The following is a 15,655-nucleotide window of genomic DNA, read 5'->3' as shown; positions in this document are numbered from 1 at the left end:
GGGCGAGAGCGCCGCGAATGCTGGGGGCGAAGCCATCGTGCAGAAGCCCAAGGTGGTCGACAACAACGTGTACACCGTCGAGCAACTGTCCGAGAAGGTGGGCTGCAAGCCGAAGATCCAGGTGAACGCCAAGGAGCTTCGTACGGGTTTCTGCAAGACCCAGGACGGCGAGTTCTTCGTGAACACCTTCGCCACCCAGGAAGGCAAGGACGCCTGGATGGACACCGCGCCCGAATACAACCCGCACCTGGTCGGCAACCGGTGGACCGTGCTGTCCAGCCGCAAGGTGCTCGATCTGATCAAGGAGCGGCTGCACGGTGAGCTCCATCTCAAGGACCACAGGACCAAGCAGATGCAGACTAGCGGCACCACCGGCTGACGGAGGGCTGGGAAGGCGGTGGGAGTCCTCCCAGCCCCAGCCGTTCAGCCTCGGGTCGCCAGCTTGTACTGGGCCCAGACCTCTATGGGCGCGGCGACCCTGTCGAGGAACATCAGGTCGTCCATCCGGCAGTTACACGGGTTGTTCTCTCTGGTGTTCTGCGGGTAGCTTCCGCCGATCTTGATGCCTCGGGGGTCGGTGGCCGAGGTCAGATCGGGTTCGGGCGCGCCCTCCACGGCCCACGGGTCGCCGGTGAGGGTGTAGAAGCCGTCGAGCGGCCGGCCGTTCTTGTAGAGCTTCATCGTGGCGTTGTCGAAGTCGAACGTGGCCGCGAGGAAGACCCATTCGTTCAGCGGGAGCACGCTCTGCCAGGGCTCGCTCGCGGCGAACGTCTGGGAGCTGCCGCCGTCGACGCGCCTGCCCAGCGCGACCACGCGCAGCTCCCCGTTCACCGTGATGAGTTCGAGCAGGGCCCGCACGTCGTGGCCCTGGGAGTTGCCGCTGAGCACCCCGGCCAGCCCGATCGCTCCGAACTGGTCGGCCGGGTCCTCGGTGTTGGAGTTGGGGCTGGGGTTCTGGCCGGTCATCTTGAACCAGCCCATGACGGTGGCGCCCTTGACGGCGTTGAAGGCGTGCAGGGTGGGCACTCCGGTCTCGGAGTAGATCCCGGCCTTCCAGTCGTCGTTGCCCATCGTGGCAGGGTTCACCTGCTGGAGCTGGATGGCGTGTCCGCTGCCCCGGTGGGCGTCGTCGGCCACGCGCATGGCTGCGCCGCCGTTGATCAGCGTGATGTCCGTCCCCGACCTGCCCTGGTCGCGCTCCCGCGCGGGGTCCGCGGGGACCGGGTGGTCGAAGTCGTACGCGGCGACGAGGTTGTGGCGCAGCGTGGGCAGCACGCCGGGCCGGTCGTGGGCGGCGGCCGGGGTGGCGAGCGTCGCCGTCAGCACGAGAGCCACCACGGGGGCCAGATACCGGTATCTCATGGCGTCGCCGTCATGCAGGCGCCGGTGACCTTCCAGATCTTGCCGTTGGCCTTGGACAGCAGGTAGAGCTCGCCCGCGGCGTCCCGGCTCAGGCGCAGGTCCACCCGGGTGTTCCCGGCCAGGTCGCGCATGGTGACCGCGGTGCCGCTCGCGTTCACCAGCTTGGGCTGGTAGATCGTGGCGCGCGGGGCGCCCTGCTTCATCTGACCGGCGATGGTGAAGAAGACGCGGCCGTCGACGATGTCGCCGAACAGGTACTTGCCGTAGAGCAGCGGCAGCCGCGAGCCGCGGTAGACGAATCCACCGGCCACCGCGTGACCGCTGTCGGCCGTGCAGGAGTGCCCGGGCGGCGGGTCGTGGTCGTAGGCCGCGACCGGGTAGGTGTAGCCGAACGTCGCGTCGTTGTCGGGCAGCGTGTACAGGTGGCAGCGGTCGGCCTTGTTGAACACGAAGGATCCCTCGCGTTCGCTCCAGCCCAGGTTGTTACCGGCCTTGACCTCGTAGATCGCCTCTATGGCGTGCTCGCCGATGTGGCCGAGGAACAGCCTGTTGCCCTGCGGGTCCCAGCTGAACCGGTGCGGGTCGCGCATGCCGTAGGCGTAGATCTCGCCGATCGCGCCCGCCTTGGTGACGAACGGGTTGTTCGCCGGGATGCCGTACTTGCCGTTGGCCGCGTTCGTGCCCAGCGGGTCGATGCGCAGCAGCTTGCCCTGCGGGATGGCCAGGTTCTGCGGGTCGTCGCTCGACACGCCCCGGCCGCCGTCGCCGGCCGCGATGTAGAGCTGGCCGTAGTCGGCGTCCCTGCGCCGCGCGAACGGGTTGAAGTCGATCTGCTGGATGCCGTGGACCTGGCCGTTGAAGCCGAGCCTGAGCACCTCTCTGCGGGTGCCGCTGAAGGTGTCGGCCTTCGGGTTCGTGGCCGTCCACTCGGTGAGCACGCCGTGGAACTTGGTGTCGGGCTGCGGGGTCAGGTCCGGCGTCTTGGTGGTGAGCGCCGCTCCCCATTCAGTGTGTACGGTGTAGAACTTCCCGTTACGGGCGAAGTCCGGGTGGAAGGCGACGTACCCGAACCCGGAGCCCAGGCCGCGGCCGGAGAGGAAGTCCGGCGCGAACGTGGCGCCGACGTCGAGGTACTCCTGCGGCTGGCCGTTCTTCAGCAGGTACAGCTTGCCGTTGAGGTCGTTGACGAACTGGCGGTGCGACCCGTCGGGGATCTCGCCGATGTTGTTGATCCTGGCCCAGCGCATCAGCCGCTGGTCGGTGGGTGTGGGGACCGGCTCGGTCTTGGGAAAAGTGGCGTACTCGGTCAGCGTCAGCGTGAGAGCGGACGCGGTGGGATTCTCCGGGATGGGATCGTCGAGCGGGGTCGAGTCCAGCGCGACTGCGGGTGACGCCCATAACGCGGTCGCCAGCATCGCGGCAAGGAGGTACCGGAGGTATTTCGGCATTCCTGTCCACCACCTGAGGGTTGTTGGGAGTGTTGTTCAGCCGGTCTTGCAGGCGGGGGTGCCCGTGACGGTCAGGCCGCGCACCCTGCCGATGTTGTCGAACGAGCCGAAGCCGACCCGGCCCGAGGTGAAGGTGCGGTCCGTGGCCGTCATCAGCGGCGTGGCCGAGCCGTCGACGAAGACCGAGATGCGGCCGGTGTCGGTGCAGAACCGGACGCGGACCTTGTGCCACTGCTCGTCGGTGACCGCGGGAGGCGCGCCGACCTGCCCGTTCCACTGGTCGTCGATGCGGAGCCGGTCGGCGTTGTTCACTACGAAGATGCCGTTGTGCGGGTAGATGGTGTTGTCCTGGGAGAGGTGGGTGTAATAGAACTCCGTGTCCGAGCGGTAGCCGAACACGATGATCACGTCGCGGTTGCTGACGCTGGTCGGGGTGTCGAGGCGCACTTCTGCGTCGATCTGCACCGAGCCGAAGGACGGGCCCTTCTGGAGCACGGCGTACTCGAAGGGACGGCGCGGGCCCGGACGCTGCTCGCCCGCCTCGGCCAGGATCACCTGGTCGCCGGGGAACTGCCACTTCGCCGGGGTCACCGGCGCCCAGTTGGCGCCGGCGTTGGTGTTGCGGACGACCGTACGGCCCCTGCCGCACTCGGCCGCGGCTGCGGCCTGGCCGGTCGCCGGCTGATCCGCGGCGGTCGCGTGGGCGGTGGGCGCGATGAACTGGGCCAGGATCAGCACCAGGCCGAGCGCGCATAGGCGGATGAACGTGGGCATCGGAATCCTCTCAGTGGGGGGAGGGGCGGATCCGAGTGGCCGGGGCGGTCAGTCGCTGTGGCCGGCGGCCCCCAGCAGGTCGCGGATGTGGCTGGTCGCGGCGGCGAACGCGGGCTGCGACATGGTCGCCGCGTAGTCACGCACCCGCGGCAGCGCCACGTCGATGACCTCGGCGATCGTGCCCGGCCGCGGCGTCATGACGACCACCCGGTTGCCGAGGTAGACCGCCTCGGCGATGGAGTGCGTGACCAGCAGGACCGTGGTCTCGGTCTCGTGCCAGATGCGGTGCAGCTCGACGTTCATCTGCTCCCTGGTCAGCGCGTCGAGCGCGCCGAACGGCTCGTCCATGAGCAGCACCGGCGGCCGGTGCAGCAGCGCGCGGCAGAGCGCCACCCGCTGCTGCATCCCGCCGGACAGCTCGTGCGGCAAGGAGTCCTCGAAGCCCGTCAGCCCGGTCATGGCGATCAGCTCGTCCGCCCGGGCGGCGGCCTCCTTCTGTGGCATGCCGCGCATCTCGGCCTGCAGCAGGATGTTCTTGCGCGCCGTACGCCACTCCAGCAGGGCGGCGCGCTGGAAGACGTACCCGACGTCATGACGTGGGCCGCCGACGGTCCCGCCGAGCAGCCGCACCGCGCCCGCCGACGGCTTGAGCAGCCCGGAGACCAGCTTGAGCAGCGTGGACTTGCCGCACCCCGACGGGCCCACGATGGACACGAACTCGCCGGGGCGGACGTCCATCGACACGTTCTCCAGCGCGAGCACGTCGCGCTTCTTCGATCGGAACCGCACCGCCACCGTGTCGATCTCGACGGCGGGGGCCTGTTGCGTCACGGTCATCCCTTCGGCGCCACGCTGGAGTCCCAGTAGGCGCTGGGCGCCTGCGGGTTGGAGACCAGGCCGGCCTTGGCGAACGTGTCGATCGTCTTCTGCCAGTCGGCCTCGGTGTTGACCCCCGGGGCCTGGCCCTGGGTGGCGTCCGTGTGCAGCAGCGTGGTCGTGGTCTTGAACTGGTCGAGCAGCACCTGCGCCGGGGGCAGCTGCTCCGAGGCGCCCTTCATGGCGTCCACCGCGGCCTGCTGGTCCTTCTCCGCCGCCGCCCACGCCTCGCTGGTGGCCGCGACCATCCGCTTGGCCAGGTCGGCCTTGCTCTGCAGGAAGCTGGCGGAGGTGAGCAGGCCGTTGCTGTAGTAGTTCAGGCCGAACTCGGAGAAGCGCAGGTACGCCACCGGCTTGCCGGCCTTGTTCTGCATGGTCGGGCCCTGGTCGGAGGCGTAGCCGAGCAGCGCGTCCGTCTGCCCTGACATGACCGCCGCGATCTTGCCGGCCGGGTCGGTGTTCTGCAGCTTGACGTCGGCGTCGGTCATCCCGTTGGCCTTGAGGAACACCGGGAACGTCTTGGTGAGCGCGTCACCGGCCGTCGAGGCGATCGTCTTGCCCTTCAGGTCGGCCGGCTTGGTGATGTTCTTCTCCTGGAAGAACTGCACCGAGGCCGGGGTCGTCTGCAGGAAGACGCCCAGGCTCTTCACCGGCACGCCCTGGCTCACCCCGCCGAGCAGCGCGGGGGTGTCGGCCCAGCCGAAGTCCGTCTGGCCGGCGCCGGTGGCCTGCACGGTCTTCTGGGAGCCCTGCCCGGCCTGGATCGTCAGGTCGATGCCGTGCTTCTCGAAGATGCCCTTCGACTTGCCGTAGTAGAACGGGGCGTGCTCGCCGTACGGATACCAGTTGAGCGTGAGCGTGGCCTTGTCGAGCTGCTTGCCCGACGAGCTGGTGGTCTTCTCGCCGCCGCCGGAGCCGCACGCGGTGGCGAACAGGAGCAGGGCCGGGGCTAAGGCGGCGATCAGCGTGCGTGTCTTCATGGCGTCCTCAGTAGGTCACGGTTACGGCGTCACCGCGGCGGCTGGCGTGCCAGGGCAGCAGCAGCCGCTCGGCGAACTCGACGGCGACGAAGAGCACGACGCCGAGGAATGACATGACAAGGAGTCCCGCGAACAGCATGGGCGTGTCGATGTTGCCGTTGGCCTGCAGGATGACCGAGCCGAGCCCGTCGTTGCCGCCGACGAACTCGCCCACGACCGCCCCGGTGACCGCGAGCGTCACGGCGACCTTCAACCCGGAGAACAGGAACGGCAGGGAGGCGGGAAACCTGATCTTGACGAAGGTCTTGGCCGGGCTCGCGCCCATGGTCGAAGCCAGCTGGAGCATCTCCGGGTCCACCGACTTCAGGCCGGTGACCATGGAGATGACGACGGGGAAGAACGCGATCAGCACGGCGACCACGATCCTCGGAGTCAGCCCGAACCCAAGCCAGACCACGAACAGCGGGGCGATCGCGATCTTCGGGACGACCTGCGCGAACAGCAGCAGCGGATAAAGGGTCTTCTCGACCTCGGCCGAGGCCACCATCAGCACGGCCGCGGCGATGCCGACGACGACGGCGATCGCGAAGCCGAGCACCGTCTCATAGCCGGTCACCAGTGTGTGGTGACCGAGGTAGCCGGCCTTGTCGGCCATCACCTGGAGGGTGACCCCGGGCGACGGTACGAGATATCGGGGCACGATCTCGAACTCGGTGATCGCCCACCAGATCGCATAGCAGGCGGCGAGCAGGGCGAGGGGCCGCCAGGAGCGGTCCACCAGTTCCACGACGCGGTCGCGCGAGCTCGGGCTCTCGCGCCGCATGATCCCATCAACAGTCTGTACCACGATCGAAGGTCTCCCTTCACCGCGTGCCATCAGGCCATATGCGAGAAAGCGCTATCTGAAAGCGCTTTCCTGCGGTACGCTAACCCGGTACGGTCGAGGGGTCAAGGTCGTGAACTTCCTGTTACAGGAGGGCGAGTGGCCGATCGCGTTCACGTCACTCTGCGGGATGTGGCGACGGCCGCCGGAGTCTCCCTCGCCACCGCCTCACGCGTCCTCAACGGCACCGCCAAGGTCCGCGAAGACCTGCGCGACCGGGTCGAGGCCGCCGCCTCCGAGCTCGCGTACACGCCGAACGCCCACGCCCAGGCCCTCGTCCGGGCCTCCAACGAGACCGTCGGCGTGATCTGCCACGACGTCAGCGACCCCTACTTCTCCGGCATCGCCAGAGGCGTCATGCGCGCCGCCGCCCAGCGCGACCTGCTGGTGATGCTGGCCAGCACGTTCCGCGACAGCGCGCGCGAGGTGGCCTACGTCTCGATGCTGCGCGCCCAGCGGGCCCGCGCGATCCTGCTGATCGGCTCCGGCTTCGAGGACCGGCGGTGGGAGCGGGCCATGGACGTCGAACTGCGGCCCTACCTGAACGCCGGCGGCCGGGTCGCGGTGGTCAGCCGGCACCGCAGCCTGCGCGTCGACACCGTACTGCCGGAGAACCGCGAAGGCGCCGCCGCCCTGGCCAGGGCCCTGCTGGCGCTCGGCCACCGGCGCTTCGCCGTGCTGTCCGGGCCGTCTGGCCTCAGCACGGTCGTGGACCGGGTCGGCGGCTTCCGCGACGCGCTGGCGGCGGCCGGGGTGTCGGCCGGCCAGGTCGTGGAGGGGCCGTTCAGCCGCGAGGGCGGCTACGCCGGGGCGTCCGCCCTTTTGGACCGGGGGCTTGATGCCACGTGCCTGTTCGCCGCCACCGACGTGATGGCGGTGGGGGCGCTGGCGGCGTTGCGGGAGCGGGGGCTGCGGGTGCCGGATGACGTGTCGCTGGCGGGGTTCGACGACATTCCGGTGGTACGTGATCTGACGCCGCCGCTGACCACGGTGGCGCTGCCGTTGGAGGAGATGGGGGAGCGGGTGATGGCCCTTGCTTTACGGGGTGGGAGCCGGGGGCGGCGGCGGATCGAACGGATCGCGGGCCGGGTCGTTCTCCGCGCCAGCACCACCGGCCCTCCCTAGTCTCATCAGCCCTGTACAACGCCATTCACCCACGAATTCCTGATCCCGCGACAGCGCCCTCATTTGCCAGGCGGTTGGGAGAGTGTCCCATGCGGCACCGTCCCCGGGGCGACCTGCAGCAAGGCGGCCATGAGAGTCAGGCCGACACCGATGCTCAAGGCGTGCTCAATGATTGCGACCATCACGTATTCCGCGGTCACGAACCCTCCGGGTCGCAGAATCGCCATGGGAAGCTTCCAGCAACTCCACGCGAACAGCGACCCTGACGCCCCGAAGGCCAGCGTCATGGGGATCCACCGTCGGAGCCGGACAGGCCGGCGCCGCGTGACCGTCCAGATGCTCCAGGCTCCGAGCAGGGCCCACAGTCCCGAACTCGAGTTCAGCAGCCGCCCGTTGAGATCCCAGTGATCGCGATGAGCCGGGTCAAGGCCCAACGTCCCGCCCAGCGCCCAGTAGGACCAGAGCAGGCCCAGCCCGACGGCCACCGCCATCGCCGCCGTGACGGGCTTCGATGAGCGGGCGGTACCGTCCCCGACCCGGCCGAGAAAGGGACGCGGCCATCGCTCTCTCAGGTAGATCGGCAAGGCCACGGCCAGCCCCACGGCCATCGCGGCGAAGCCGATGGTGATGAAGATCTCCTCTCCTCGCGGACTCGAGGCTGAGTCGTCACCACCACCCAGGTCGATCCGGAGCGCGCCGAGAACATTACTGATCACCACATAGGGCAGCATCGGGACCAGGAACCCCGCACCCACCCAAGAAACGAAGATCACTGGGATGGCCGGCAGCCGACGGCCCCACGGCTGGGCCAGCGCCAGCCCCAACCCGATCCCGGTCACCGCCATCAGCACGGTGACGGCGTTGAGCGCCACCCAGTCGCCGGTGCTGTAGTCGTCCGGACCATGCCCCAGTAAAGCCGCGACGACCCAGACCACCTTGACGGCCAAATAGAGCGCCATCCCGAGCGCCGCGGTATAGCCCGCGAGCCTGCGCACCCCACTCCATCGCGCGCCTACAGCCGGAAAGCTCGCCGAATCCTGTGCCACCTGCACCCGAACCCCCAAAGCCGGTCGATCTCGACACCGTCGATCTTTCTGGAGCCGTCGACCGGGCAGGATCCCTCTCCGGCGTGAACCGCGATGGTCTCGTCCCCCGCACGGGGGAGGTCGGGTGTCTCGTCGCGGCCGGCGTTTCGGCGAGCATGTCTCCCAGCTAATAGATAGATCATCGGTATATAATGATCAAATGAAACCCATGCGGCTGCGCGCCGCCGGCCTTGGAGGAACGGCGTGAGATCCCTCGAAGCTCGATACCGGCGGATCCTGGCCTGGTATCCCCAAGATCATCGTGCCCGGCACGAGGAAGACATGATCGGCGTACTGCTGGCCGGATCACGACTCGGTCAAACCCGCCCGCACATCGCTGACATGGCCGATCTGCTGGCAGGCGCGATTCGGATGCACTGCCGGCGGGCCTTCGGTACGGTGTCGGCGCCCGCCTGGCGGGACGCCATGGCCGTGGGCATGGCGCTGTGGCCGCTTCTCGTCCTGACCGACGCGCTGGCCCGCCAGGTTCTGTCGCTGGGGCAGAACCTCGTCCTCGTCCCCGACCTGCCTCACTACTGGATGCAAGAGCCGTGGTCGCTCCTGCACTGGGCCCGACCGATCATCGTCTTCGCCCTGCCCGTGCTCGCGGTCGCGTTCCGTCACCGGGGGATCGCCGTGCTGGGCGCACTCGCTTTCCTGCTGTATCTGTCGGACGGGTCAGGCTCCCCCCTGCCCTTCGGCGAACTGGACGGGCTGTTACTGCCGAGCGTTGGTCTGCCTCTCCTGGCGCAAGTGGTGGCGGTCGTCGCCGCCTTCACCCGTCAGGCTCCCACCGGGATGTCGCTCATCTCCCGGCGTACGCTCATGCTCTGGATGCCGCTCGGCCTGATCGGGTTGGCGGCCAGCAAGGTCGGCAGGCACTTGCTCGACGCCGCCACCCATCATGAGATCGCGCTCTGGAAGCCTGTGCCCTGGCTCATCATCATGGCGGCGGCCGCGGGATCCGCGGCGGGGTTCGCGGTGGGACGGCGCGTGGCACTGCTGATGTTCCTGCCCGCGGCGGCGCTGGGTGATCTCGGGAGGCTGCCTTCCGTACCCGCCTCCCTGGCCCTTGTGCAGATCGGCTGCGTGCTCAGCGCTTTCGCCATCGGAACGGTGCTGGTCTCTCGGCGTGGAAGCCGAGCGAGTGCCTCGCCGGAGATCCGGGCGTAGCGGGTTCGCGAGGCGATCGACGTCGTACTCTGGCCCGCCCGGTCGCGCGGTTCACGACGCGGCCACCGTGAGCGTACGGCCGTGGGCGGTGCCTTCCACGGCCTCCACGTAGACCCGGGCGACCTCGGTCACCGGGGTGCCGGGAGCCGGGTCCATGCCGAGGCTCAGGAGGGTTTCGCGGACCCAGCCGGGGCTGACGGTGTTCAGGCGGACGCCCCGCGGCATCTCCGTCGCCGCGGCGTGTACGAACGCCTCCAGGCCGGCGTTGACCAGATAGCCGAGCGAACTCCCCGGGATGGGCTCGGCGAACCGGCCGCTGGTGAGCGTCACGGATCCGCCGTCGCGTACGTGGGTGAGCGCTCGCCGTACCAGGTTCACCTGCCCGATGAGTTTGCCGTCGAGGCCGTTCCAGAAGTCCGGGTCCGACGGCGCGTCCAGCGGGGTGAGGCCGCCGCTCGCGGCGCAGCACACTACCGCGTCCACCTCGCCGACCTGCGCGAACAGGGCGTCGATCGACGCGGCGTCCGCCATGTCCACCCGCGCTGGGCCACGGCGGGACGCACGCAGCACCTCATGGCGCGCCGCCAACGCATCGGCGACCGCGCTGCCGATGGTTCCCGTCGCACCGATCACAAGAATCTTCACCGTAGGTCCGTTCCGTCTGGTGGCTGGTAGGGACCAGATTGCGACAGGTCGGCATGCCGGGCCCAGCCATCTGCCGGGTGTACACCTGCGGTGACTACATCTGGCAGGTGCAGGCTCGGCTCGCGGAACTCGGAGTCGCCCACACCGCGGCCCGTACCTGGTGCCATCCGGTGGGCGCTCATGGCCGAGGTAGCCAGCCCTCCGGATTTCCCCTGTCCTCGATTGCGAGCCTTCTCCCATCCGATGTGATCATCTCGATGGTCAAGGTGCACCTCCCGCGGCAGTGGCGCCTCTCGGTTGGCTTTCCCAGATTTACGACAAAGGTCACGTACGAGGCGTTGGCGATCGGCCGGTGAAGGCTCGACGGTCTTGGCTCCGCGACACTGGTACGTATGGCGGAGTTGGGGGAGTTTCTGCGATCGAGGCGGGCGCGGCTGCGGCCGGAGGATGCCGGGCTGCCCACGTACGGGGGGCGGCGCCGGGTGCCGGGGTTGCGCCGCGAGGAGCTGGCTCAGCTCGCCGGGGTGAGCGCCGGATACTACACGCGGCTCGAACAGGGGCAGAGTCCCAATGCCTCGGATGCCGTGCTCGACGCCGTCGCCCGCGTTCTGCGTCTGGACGATGACGAGCGCGCCCACCTGTACTCACTGGCCCGGCCGAAGCGTTCGGCAACCCGCCGTAGGGTCGCCGCCAAGCCCGAGCAGGTACGGCCGGGTGTACGACTCATGATCGAGTCGTTCGGGGACGTGCCCGCTCTCATCATGGGGCGCTTCCTCGACGTCCTCGCGTGGAACCCGATGGCGCACGCTCTGCTGGCCGGCCATCTTGACGCGGCCGCGCCGAACCGGGCCACCGAGCGGCCCAACATCGCCCGCATGCTGTTCCTGGACCCCCACATGCGGGAGCTTTATCCAGAGTGGACCCGTAAGGCCCGGTCCACTGTCGAAGACCTGCGGCTGATCGCCGGACGCCACCCCGGCGCCCCCGAGCTGAGCAGGCTCATCAGCGAGCTGACCCTCGGCAGCCCCGAGTTCGCGGAGCTCTGGGCCGCCCACGGGGTGGGTGACTGCGGCACCGCAGCCCGTACCTACTGCCACCCGGTGGTGGGCGGCATGACGCTCATGGCCGAGTTCATGGTCCTGCCGAACGACGAGGGGCAGCGCGTGGCCGTGTTCAACGCCGAACCGGGCTCACCCTCCGAAGCCGCCCTGCGGATGCTCGCCGGCCTGACCGCCACCGCTACGCCGCTCGTCGGGTCACTGGACATCAAGGCGCGCCGCCTCTGAGGGGGGCAGACCAAGTACGAGACTGAAGGAGGCCGACTTCACCCGGAGTGGTGATCGTCCGCAGCGACGTCGCTGAACCCGAGGCTGCTCCCGTGAAACGGCAGGTTGGCGCCAGCACGTGGGATTCCATCGCTATGGGGCCTTGAATGTCGAAAGACGTCAATCGCACCCCGTTGGCTAGAACCGGCGGCCGCCGGGCGGCAGCCTGTCACCCGTGATTACTCGTGACATCGACCGGATCGACCACTCCGTCCTCTACACCACCGACATGGACGCCACCGCGGCGACCTACGAGGCGCTCGGCTTCACGCTCAGCCCGCTGTCCATGCACATGGGCTCCGACCGCCCCGGCGGCGAACGCGGGCCGATGGGTGCCGGAAACAGATGCGCCCTGTTCGGCCGCACCTACCTGGAACTGCTCGGCCTGTACGGGGACGGCTCGGTCGACCCCTGGAACATCCGCCCGCTCATCGCCCAGTACGAGGGCCTGCACGGCTACTCCTTCGGCTGCACCGACATCGAAACCGCCGAAAAGCGCCTGCGCGCGACCGGCTTGTCCTCCTCCGGCGTGCTGCCGCTGCAGCGGGATGTAGACACCCCTGACGGTATGGAGAGCGCCCGCTTTCAGGCGGCCCACCTCGACCGCGCACTCACACCCGAAGGCCTGATCCACGCCGCGTACCACCTGACCCCCGAACTGATCCACCAGCCGCGCTACCTGGAGCACGCCAACGGCGCCACCGGCCTGTACAGTGTGCTGCTCGTGGTGGACGAGGCCGACTTGGAGTCCACCGTCGCCCGCTACGCCCTCATCCTGGACACCGAACCGGTGATCGAGGGGCCGGCGCACGTGCTGCCGCTGCCGCTGGGACGGGTGCAGGTCGTCGCGGTGTCCACCTTCCGCGCGATGATGCCCGGCGAGCCGGTGCCCGCATTGCCGTACATGGCCGGGCAAGCCGTGTCGGTACGGGACGTGCGGGCGGCCCGCGACCTGGTGGAGGGGAACGGGTTCACCACGGGGGACATGCCCGGCGGGTTCTTCGTCGGGGCCGCCCAGGCCCGCGGCGCCGCGCTGGCCTTCCTGGAGGTGTGACCGGTGACCGGCCTGATCCACGCACCCGCCGGGACGTTGCGCGGCGTCCCCGCGGGCGGCGCGGTCACCGTCTTCCTCGGCATCCCCTATGCCCGCGCCGAGCGGTTCGCCGCGCCGCAGCCGACGCGGTGGAACGGCGTGCTGGATGCCGTCCGACCGGGCCTGGCAGCCCCGCAGCCGCGCAGCTTGAGCAGCTCGTGAGGCAGGTGCAGGACGCCTGGACGGCCTTCATCCACGACGGCTCGCCTGGCTGGCCCGCCTTCCCTCACGTCGAGCACATCACGCTGGCCTGACCACCGTGGCTGCCCTGGCCATGGACGAGCTCGATCGCGCCATCGTCCACGCCCTGCACGTGGACGGCCGCGCGCCCTTCAGCCGTATCGCGTCCGTGCTGGAGGTGTCCGATGCGGCCGGACCCATCGCTGAGGCACTGGCTCGTCGGGCACGCTCTACGCCAAGCCCGGCGCCGAGGCCATCGCGGCGGTCACCCCCTATCTTGGCTCGCCACGCCGTATCCACTGAACCAGCTCCTCTCCCTGGGCAGGTCTGGCCACTGCCCCTTTCCGGCGTGCTTGGTCTGCCCCCTGAAGGGCTCCGCTGACCGGTCTGCCGTTGGACGCCTGATCGCCGATGGTAGGCACCGGCATGGAAACGCCGGGGAAACGTGCCTCCGGGTTGTGTGGCCTCACGACCGCTGCGATTACCGCGGCAGTGCGACGTGTCTAGCACGACGTGAGGACCTTGATATGACCCCTTCGGCCGATTTCGATGCCCCCGACCGGCGCGCGTTCCTGCGGGGCCTGGCCGTGGCCGCGAGCCTTCCCCTGCTGGGTTCCGTCCCGAGCCCGGCGTTCGCCGCCGCGGACGATCCTGACCAGTTGTTCAAGGACGGCAGGTTCGCCGCGGCCGAGCGCGGCTATCGGCGCCTCCTGCGCGAGGATCCGCGGAACGCGCACGCCTACGCCCAGGCCGGATACATCGCCCTGCTGTCCAACCGCTTCGGCGAGGCGGAGAAGCACCTGTCCAAGGCCGTCGCCCTGCAGCCCGGCGACGTCGCCTCGGCGCAGCGGCTGGCCGAGTGCTTCGTCCGGCAAGATCAGCTCGCCCCTGCTATACCGCTGCTCCAGGGGACCGGCCGCCCTCGTGACAAGGCGTACGCCGACCTCTACTCCCAGATCAGCGGCTCACCATGGCAGATTCACGGGGCGCGGAGCGCGCATCTGCCCTTCGTCACCCTGGATCCCGTGCCTGCCGTCGAAGCCAGCCTGAACGGGGGGAGGCCCGGGACGTTCTGGCTCGACACCTACGCGACGCTCGACCTGTCGCGCGAGGTGGCGGAAGCGGCGGGGCTGCGGGCGGTGGCGAGCCACTCGGGAGGCGTCGCCAACAATCAGCCGATCACCATCTGGCTCGGTGTCCTGGACTCGTTCAAGATCGGCAACATTGAGATCCGGAACCTTCCGGTGCAGTGGAGCGACGCGCAGCGGCCGTCCCTGCCTGACGGGTCACCGGCGGCGGGCGCGTTCGGAACGACGATCTTCTACCACTTCCTGACCACGATGAACTACGCCGGCCGCGCCCTGATCCTGCGGCCCAAGGCCAAGGCCGCGCCGCGCGCGGGCGCCGCCGACCGGCTCCCGCTGTGGCTGGCCGGGGACCACTACCCGTGCACGCTGGGCAGTCTGGGTGACTACGGGCCGCGGATGGTCACCCTCGACACCGGCGGCATCGGCGTCGGCCTCGACACCACGGTGGAGATCGCCGAGCGGGTGGGCATGAAGGTGGACTACGACCATCCCATCCCACAGCCCGGAACCAAGCTCTATCCGATCACGGCCGAGCGCATCAGCCTGGGCGGGGCCGTCGGGCGCGAGGTGCGCGGCCATGCCGCCGAGCAGGTCTTTCCCGGGTTCCCCGGCCCAGGTCAGTCCGCGCAGTTCGGCTTCGATCTGATCGCCAACTTCACCCACGAGTTCTTCAAGCCTTTCGCGATCACCTTCGACTACACCGACATGCACCTGTACATCACCCGCGGGTGAGTCCTGTCAGTGCGTCAGGACCACGCGCTTACGGAACACCCAGTACGTCCACCCCTGGTACACCAGCACGAACGGCAGCGTGATCAGCCCGATCCAGCTCAGCATCGTGAGGGTGTACGGCCCCGAGGCCGCGTCCGTGAGGGTGAGGCCGGGTAGAGGAGCCCACCGAAGTTCGGCGAAGAGCGCCACGGAGGCCAGGGCGATGGCGCCGGCGGTGGCGGCGAAGGCCCAGCCCTCCCTGCGGCGGAACGTCAGTGCCGCCGCGGCGGCCAGCGCCGCCATGGAGATCAGGGCGGGGATCGAGCCCAGGGCGGACAGCGCCGCCACGGCCAGCGGCAGGACCACGGCGCTCGCGGCCAGCGCGGTCGCGCGGGCGCGTCGGCGTACGGGGCCGTCGGTCTTGAGCGACAGGAAGACGGCGCCGTGCAGGACGCACGTGGCCAGTGTGAAGAGGCCGCCCACGAGCGCGGCGAGCGCGCTGTCGAACAGCAGGTCGGCGAAGACCGCGCCCCACAGGAACGCCGGAAGGGCACTGCCGGCCACGATGCCCAGGTCGCACCAGAACGGGTTGGTCACCTTGCCGCGCCATTCCAGGCCGACGCCGCGGACGATCAGGCCGACCAGGATCAGCACCACCGGCAGGTAGAAGGCGCTGAACATTCCGGCGTACCAGGCGGGGAAGGCCGCGAACATGGCGCCCACGGCGGTGATCAGCCACACCTCGTTGCCGTCCCAGACCGGGCCGATCGTCTCCAGGCTCTGCCGGTGCTGCTCGGGGCCCCTGCTCACGAACGGTGCCAGCAGGCCCACGCCGAAGTCGAAGCCCTCGAGCACGAAGTAGCCGGTCCAGAGGAAGGCGATGATGACGAACCACAGATTGATCACT

Annotated in this window: 17 protein-coding genes; 8 read left to right on the top strand and 9 right to left on the bottom strand. The window is 69.2% G+C overall.

Annotated elements, in window-relative coordinates:
* Window positions 1-37: 37 nt before the first annotated feature.
* Window positions 38-379: a hypothetical protein gene (locus tag AB0B91_RS02645; RefSeq protein WP_358314191.1), complete on the top strand. Its 342-nt coding sequence runs from the start codon at window positions 38-40 to the stop codon at window positions 377-379.
* A gap of 44 nt (window positions 380-423) precedes the next feature.
* On the opposite strand, the gene AB0B91_RS02640 is transcribed toward AB0B91_RS02645, so the two are convergent.
* From AB0B91_RS02640 to AB0B91_RS02615, 6 genes are read right to left on the bottom strand one after another with little or no spacing between them, the layout of a single operon-like run.
* Window positions 424-1,362 (bottom strand): hypothetical protein, encoded by a 939-nt coding sequence (locus AB0B91_RS02640; RefSeq protein ID WP_358314188.1) that lies wholly within the window; start codon window positions 1,360-1,362, stop codon window positions 424-426.
* Entirely contained in the window at window positions 1,359-2,810 is a 1,452-nt protein-coding gene (locus AB0B91_RS02635) for a PQQ-dependent sugar dehydrogenase (RefSeq protein ID WP_358314185.1), read from the bottom strand. The genes AB0B91_RS02640 and AB0B91_RS02635 overlap by 4 nt, the downstream gene beginning before the upstream one ends.
* A 36-nt stretch (window positions 2,811-2,846) precedes the next feature.
* The gene (locus AB0B91_RS02630; protein WP_358314182.1) at window positions 2,847-3,584 is read right to left on the bottom strand and encodes a hypothetical protein; all 738 of its coding nucleotides are present in this window, start codon (window positions 3,582-3,584) and stop codon (window positions 2,847-2,849) included.
* A 48-nt stretch (window positions 3,585-3,632) separates the two neighbouring features.
* Window positions 3,633-4,415 carry an ABC transporter ATP-binding protein gene (locus tag AB0B91_RS02625; RefSeq protein WP_358314179.1) on the bottom strand — a complete coding sequence of 261 codons (783 nt, stop codon included), beginning with the start codon at window positions 4,413-4,415 and terminating at the stop codon, window positions 3,633-3,635.
* A gap of 2 nt (window positions 4,416-4,417) precedes the next feature.
* Window positions 4,418-5,440 (bottom strand): ABC transporter substrate-binding protein, encoded by a 1,023-nt coding sequence (locus AB0B91_RS02620; protein ID WP_358314176.1) that lies wholly within the window; start codon window positions 5,438-5,440, stop codon window positions 4,418-4,420.
* 7 nt (window positions 5,441-5,447) lie between these two features.
* Window positions 5,448-6,287, bottom strand: coding sequence for an ABC transporter permease (locus AB0B91_RS02615; protein ID WP_358314173.1), 840 nt, complete (start codon window positions 6,285-6,287; stop codon window positions 5,448-5,450).
* Window positions 6,288-6,422: 135 nt separating this feature from the next.
* Here AB0B91_RS02615 and AB0B91_RS02610 point away from each other — a divergent pair, with 135 nt between their 5' ends.
* The gene (locus tag AB0B91_RS02610; protein WP_358314170.1) at window positions 6,423-7,448 is read left to right on the top strand and encodes a LacI family DNA-binding transcriptional regulator; all 1,026 of its coding nucleotides are present in this window, start codon (window positions 6,423-6,425) and stop codon (window positions 7,446-7,448) included.
* A 59-nt stretch (window positions 7,449-7,507) separates the two neighbouring features.
* Here AB0B91_RS02610 and AB0B91_RS02605 read toward each other — a convergent pair whose 3' ends face one another.
* A complete protein-coding gene (locus tag AB0B91_RS02605) occupies window positions 7,508-8,500 on the bottom strand; it encodes a hypothetical protein (RefSeq protein WP_358314167.1) in 993 nt (330 codons plus the stop codon).
* Between the two features lie 237 nt (window positions 8,501-8,737).
* Here AB0B91_RS02605 and AB0B91_RS02600 point away from each other — a divergent pair, with 237 nt between their 5' ends.
* The gene (locus AB0B91_RS02600) at window positions 8,738-9,706 is read left to right on the top strand and encodes a hypothetical protein (RefSeq protein WP_358314164.1); all 969 of its coding nucleotides are present in this window, start codon (window positions 8,738-8,740) and stop codon (window positions 9,704-9,706) included.
* 51 nt (window positions 9,707-9,757) lie between these two features.
* Here the strand turns inward: AB0B91_RS02600 and AB0B91_RS02595 are convergent, their stop codons facing one another.
* Window positions 9,758-10,351 carry a short chain dehydrogenase gene (locus tag AB0B91_RS02595; RefSeq protein ID WP_358314161.1) on the bottom strand — a complete coding sequence of 198 codons (594 nt, stop codon included), beginning with the start codon at window positions 10,349-10,351 and terminating at the stop codon, window positions 9,758-9,760.
* A gap of 392 nt (window positions 10,352-10,743) precedes the next feature.
* Here AB0B91_RS02595 and AB0B91_RS02590 point away from each other — a divergent pair, with 392 nt between their 5' ends.
* The 5 genes from AB0B91_RS02590 (at window position 10,744) to AB0B91_RS02570 (ending at window position 14,769) form a co-directional block, all read left to right on the top strand.
* Entirely contained in the window at window positions 10,744-11,637 is an 894-nt protein-coding gene (locus AB0B91_RS02590; protein ID WP_358314158.1) for a helix-turn-helix transcriptional regulator, read from the top strand.
* 214 nt (window positions 11,638-11,851) lie between these two features.
* Window positions 11,852-12,730 carry a VOC family protein gene (locus AB0B91_RS02585; protein ID WP_358314155.1) on the top strand — a complete coding sequence of 293 codons (879 nt, stop codon included), beginning with the start codon at window positions 11,852-11,854 and terminating at the stop codon, window positions 12,728-12,730.
* A gap of 3 nt (window positions 12,731-12,733) precedes the next feature.
* On the top strand, window positions 12,734-12,931 hold the full coding sequence (locus tag AB0B91_RS02580; RefSeq protein WP_358314152.1) for a carboxylesterase family protein: 198 nt from the start codon (window positions 12,734-12,736) through the stop codon (window positions 12,929-12,931).
* Window positions 12,932-13,043: 112 nt separating this feature from the next.
* Window positions 13,044-13,331: an AsnC family protein gene (locus AB0B91_RS02575; RefSeq protein WP_358314149.1), complete on the top strand. Its 288-nt coding sequence runs from the start codon at window positions 13,044-13,046 to the stop codon at window positions 13,329-13,331.
* A 145-nt stretch (window positions 13,332-13,476) separates the two neighbouring features.
* Complete coding sequence (locus AB0B91_RS02570; RefSeq protein ID WP_358314146.1) at window positions 13,477-14,769, top strand: tetratricopeptide repeat protein; 1,293 nt, start codon at window positions 13,477-13,479, stop codon at window positions 14,767-14,769.
* 6 nt (window positions 14,770-14,775) lie between these two features.
* Here the strand turns inward: AB0B91_RS02570 and cydB are convergent, their stop codons facing one another.
* Complete coding sequence (cydB, locus tag AB0B91_RS02565) at window positions 14,776-15,654, bottom strand: cytochrome d ubiquinol oxidase subunit II (protein WP_358314143.1); 879 nt, start codon at window positions 15,652-15,654, stop codon at window positions 14,776-14,778.
* Between the last annotated feature and the right edge of the window lies 1 nt (window position 15,655).

The organism is Nonomuraea sp. NPDC049141 (genome assembly GCF_040648415.1).
In the GTDB taxonomy this organism is placed as follows: Bacteria; Actinomycetota; Actinomycetes; order Streptosporangiales; family Streptosporangiaceae; genus Nonomuraea.
The sequence above is the reverse complement of the archived record's forward strand: the minus strand, read 5'-3'. Positions and strand labels throughout refer to the sequence as shown.

Bases quoted from the DNA above. Each gene is read 5' to 3' on its own strand.
- AB0B91_RS02640 (WP_358314188.1), bottom strand. From the start codon at position 1,362: ATGAGATACCGGTATCTGGCCCCCGTGGTGGCTCTCGTGCTGACGGCG.
- AB0B91_RS02635 (WP_358314185.1), bottom strand. From the start codon at position 2,810: ATGCCGAAATACCTCCGGTACCTCCTTGCCGCGATGCTGGCGACCGCG.
- AB0B91_RS02630 (WP_358314182.1), bottom strand. From the start codon at position 3,584: ATGCCCACGTTCATCCGCCTATGCGCGCTCGGCCTGGTGCTGATCCTG.
- AB0B91_RS02620 (WP_358314176.1), bottom strand. From the start codon at position 5,440: ATGAAGACACGCACGCTGATCGCCGCCTTAGCCCCGGCCCTGCTCCTG.
- AB0B91_RS02590 (WP_358314158.1), top strand. From the start codon at position 10,744: ATGGCGGAGTTGGGGGAGTTTCTGCGATCGAGGCGGGCGCGGCTGCGG.
- AB0B91_RS02575 (WP_358314149.1), top strand. From the start codon at position 13,044: ATGGACGAGCTCGATCGCGCCATCGTCCACGCCCTGCACGTGGACGGC.
- AB0B91_RS02570 (WP_358314146.1), top strand. From the start codon at position 13,477: ATGACCCCTTCGGCCGATTTCGATGCCCCCGACCGGCGCGCGTTCCTG.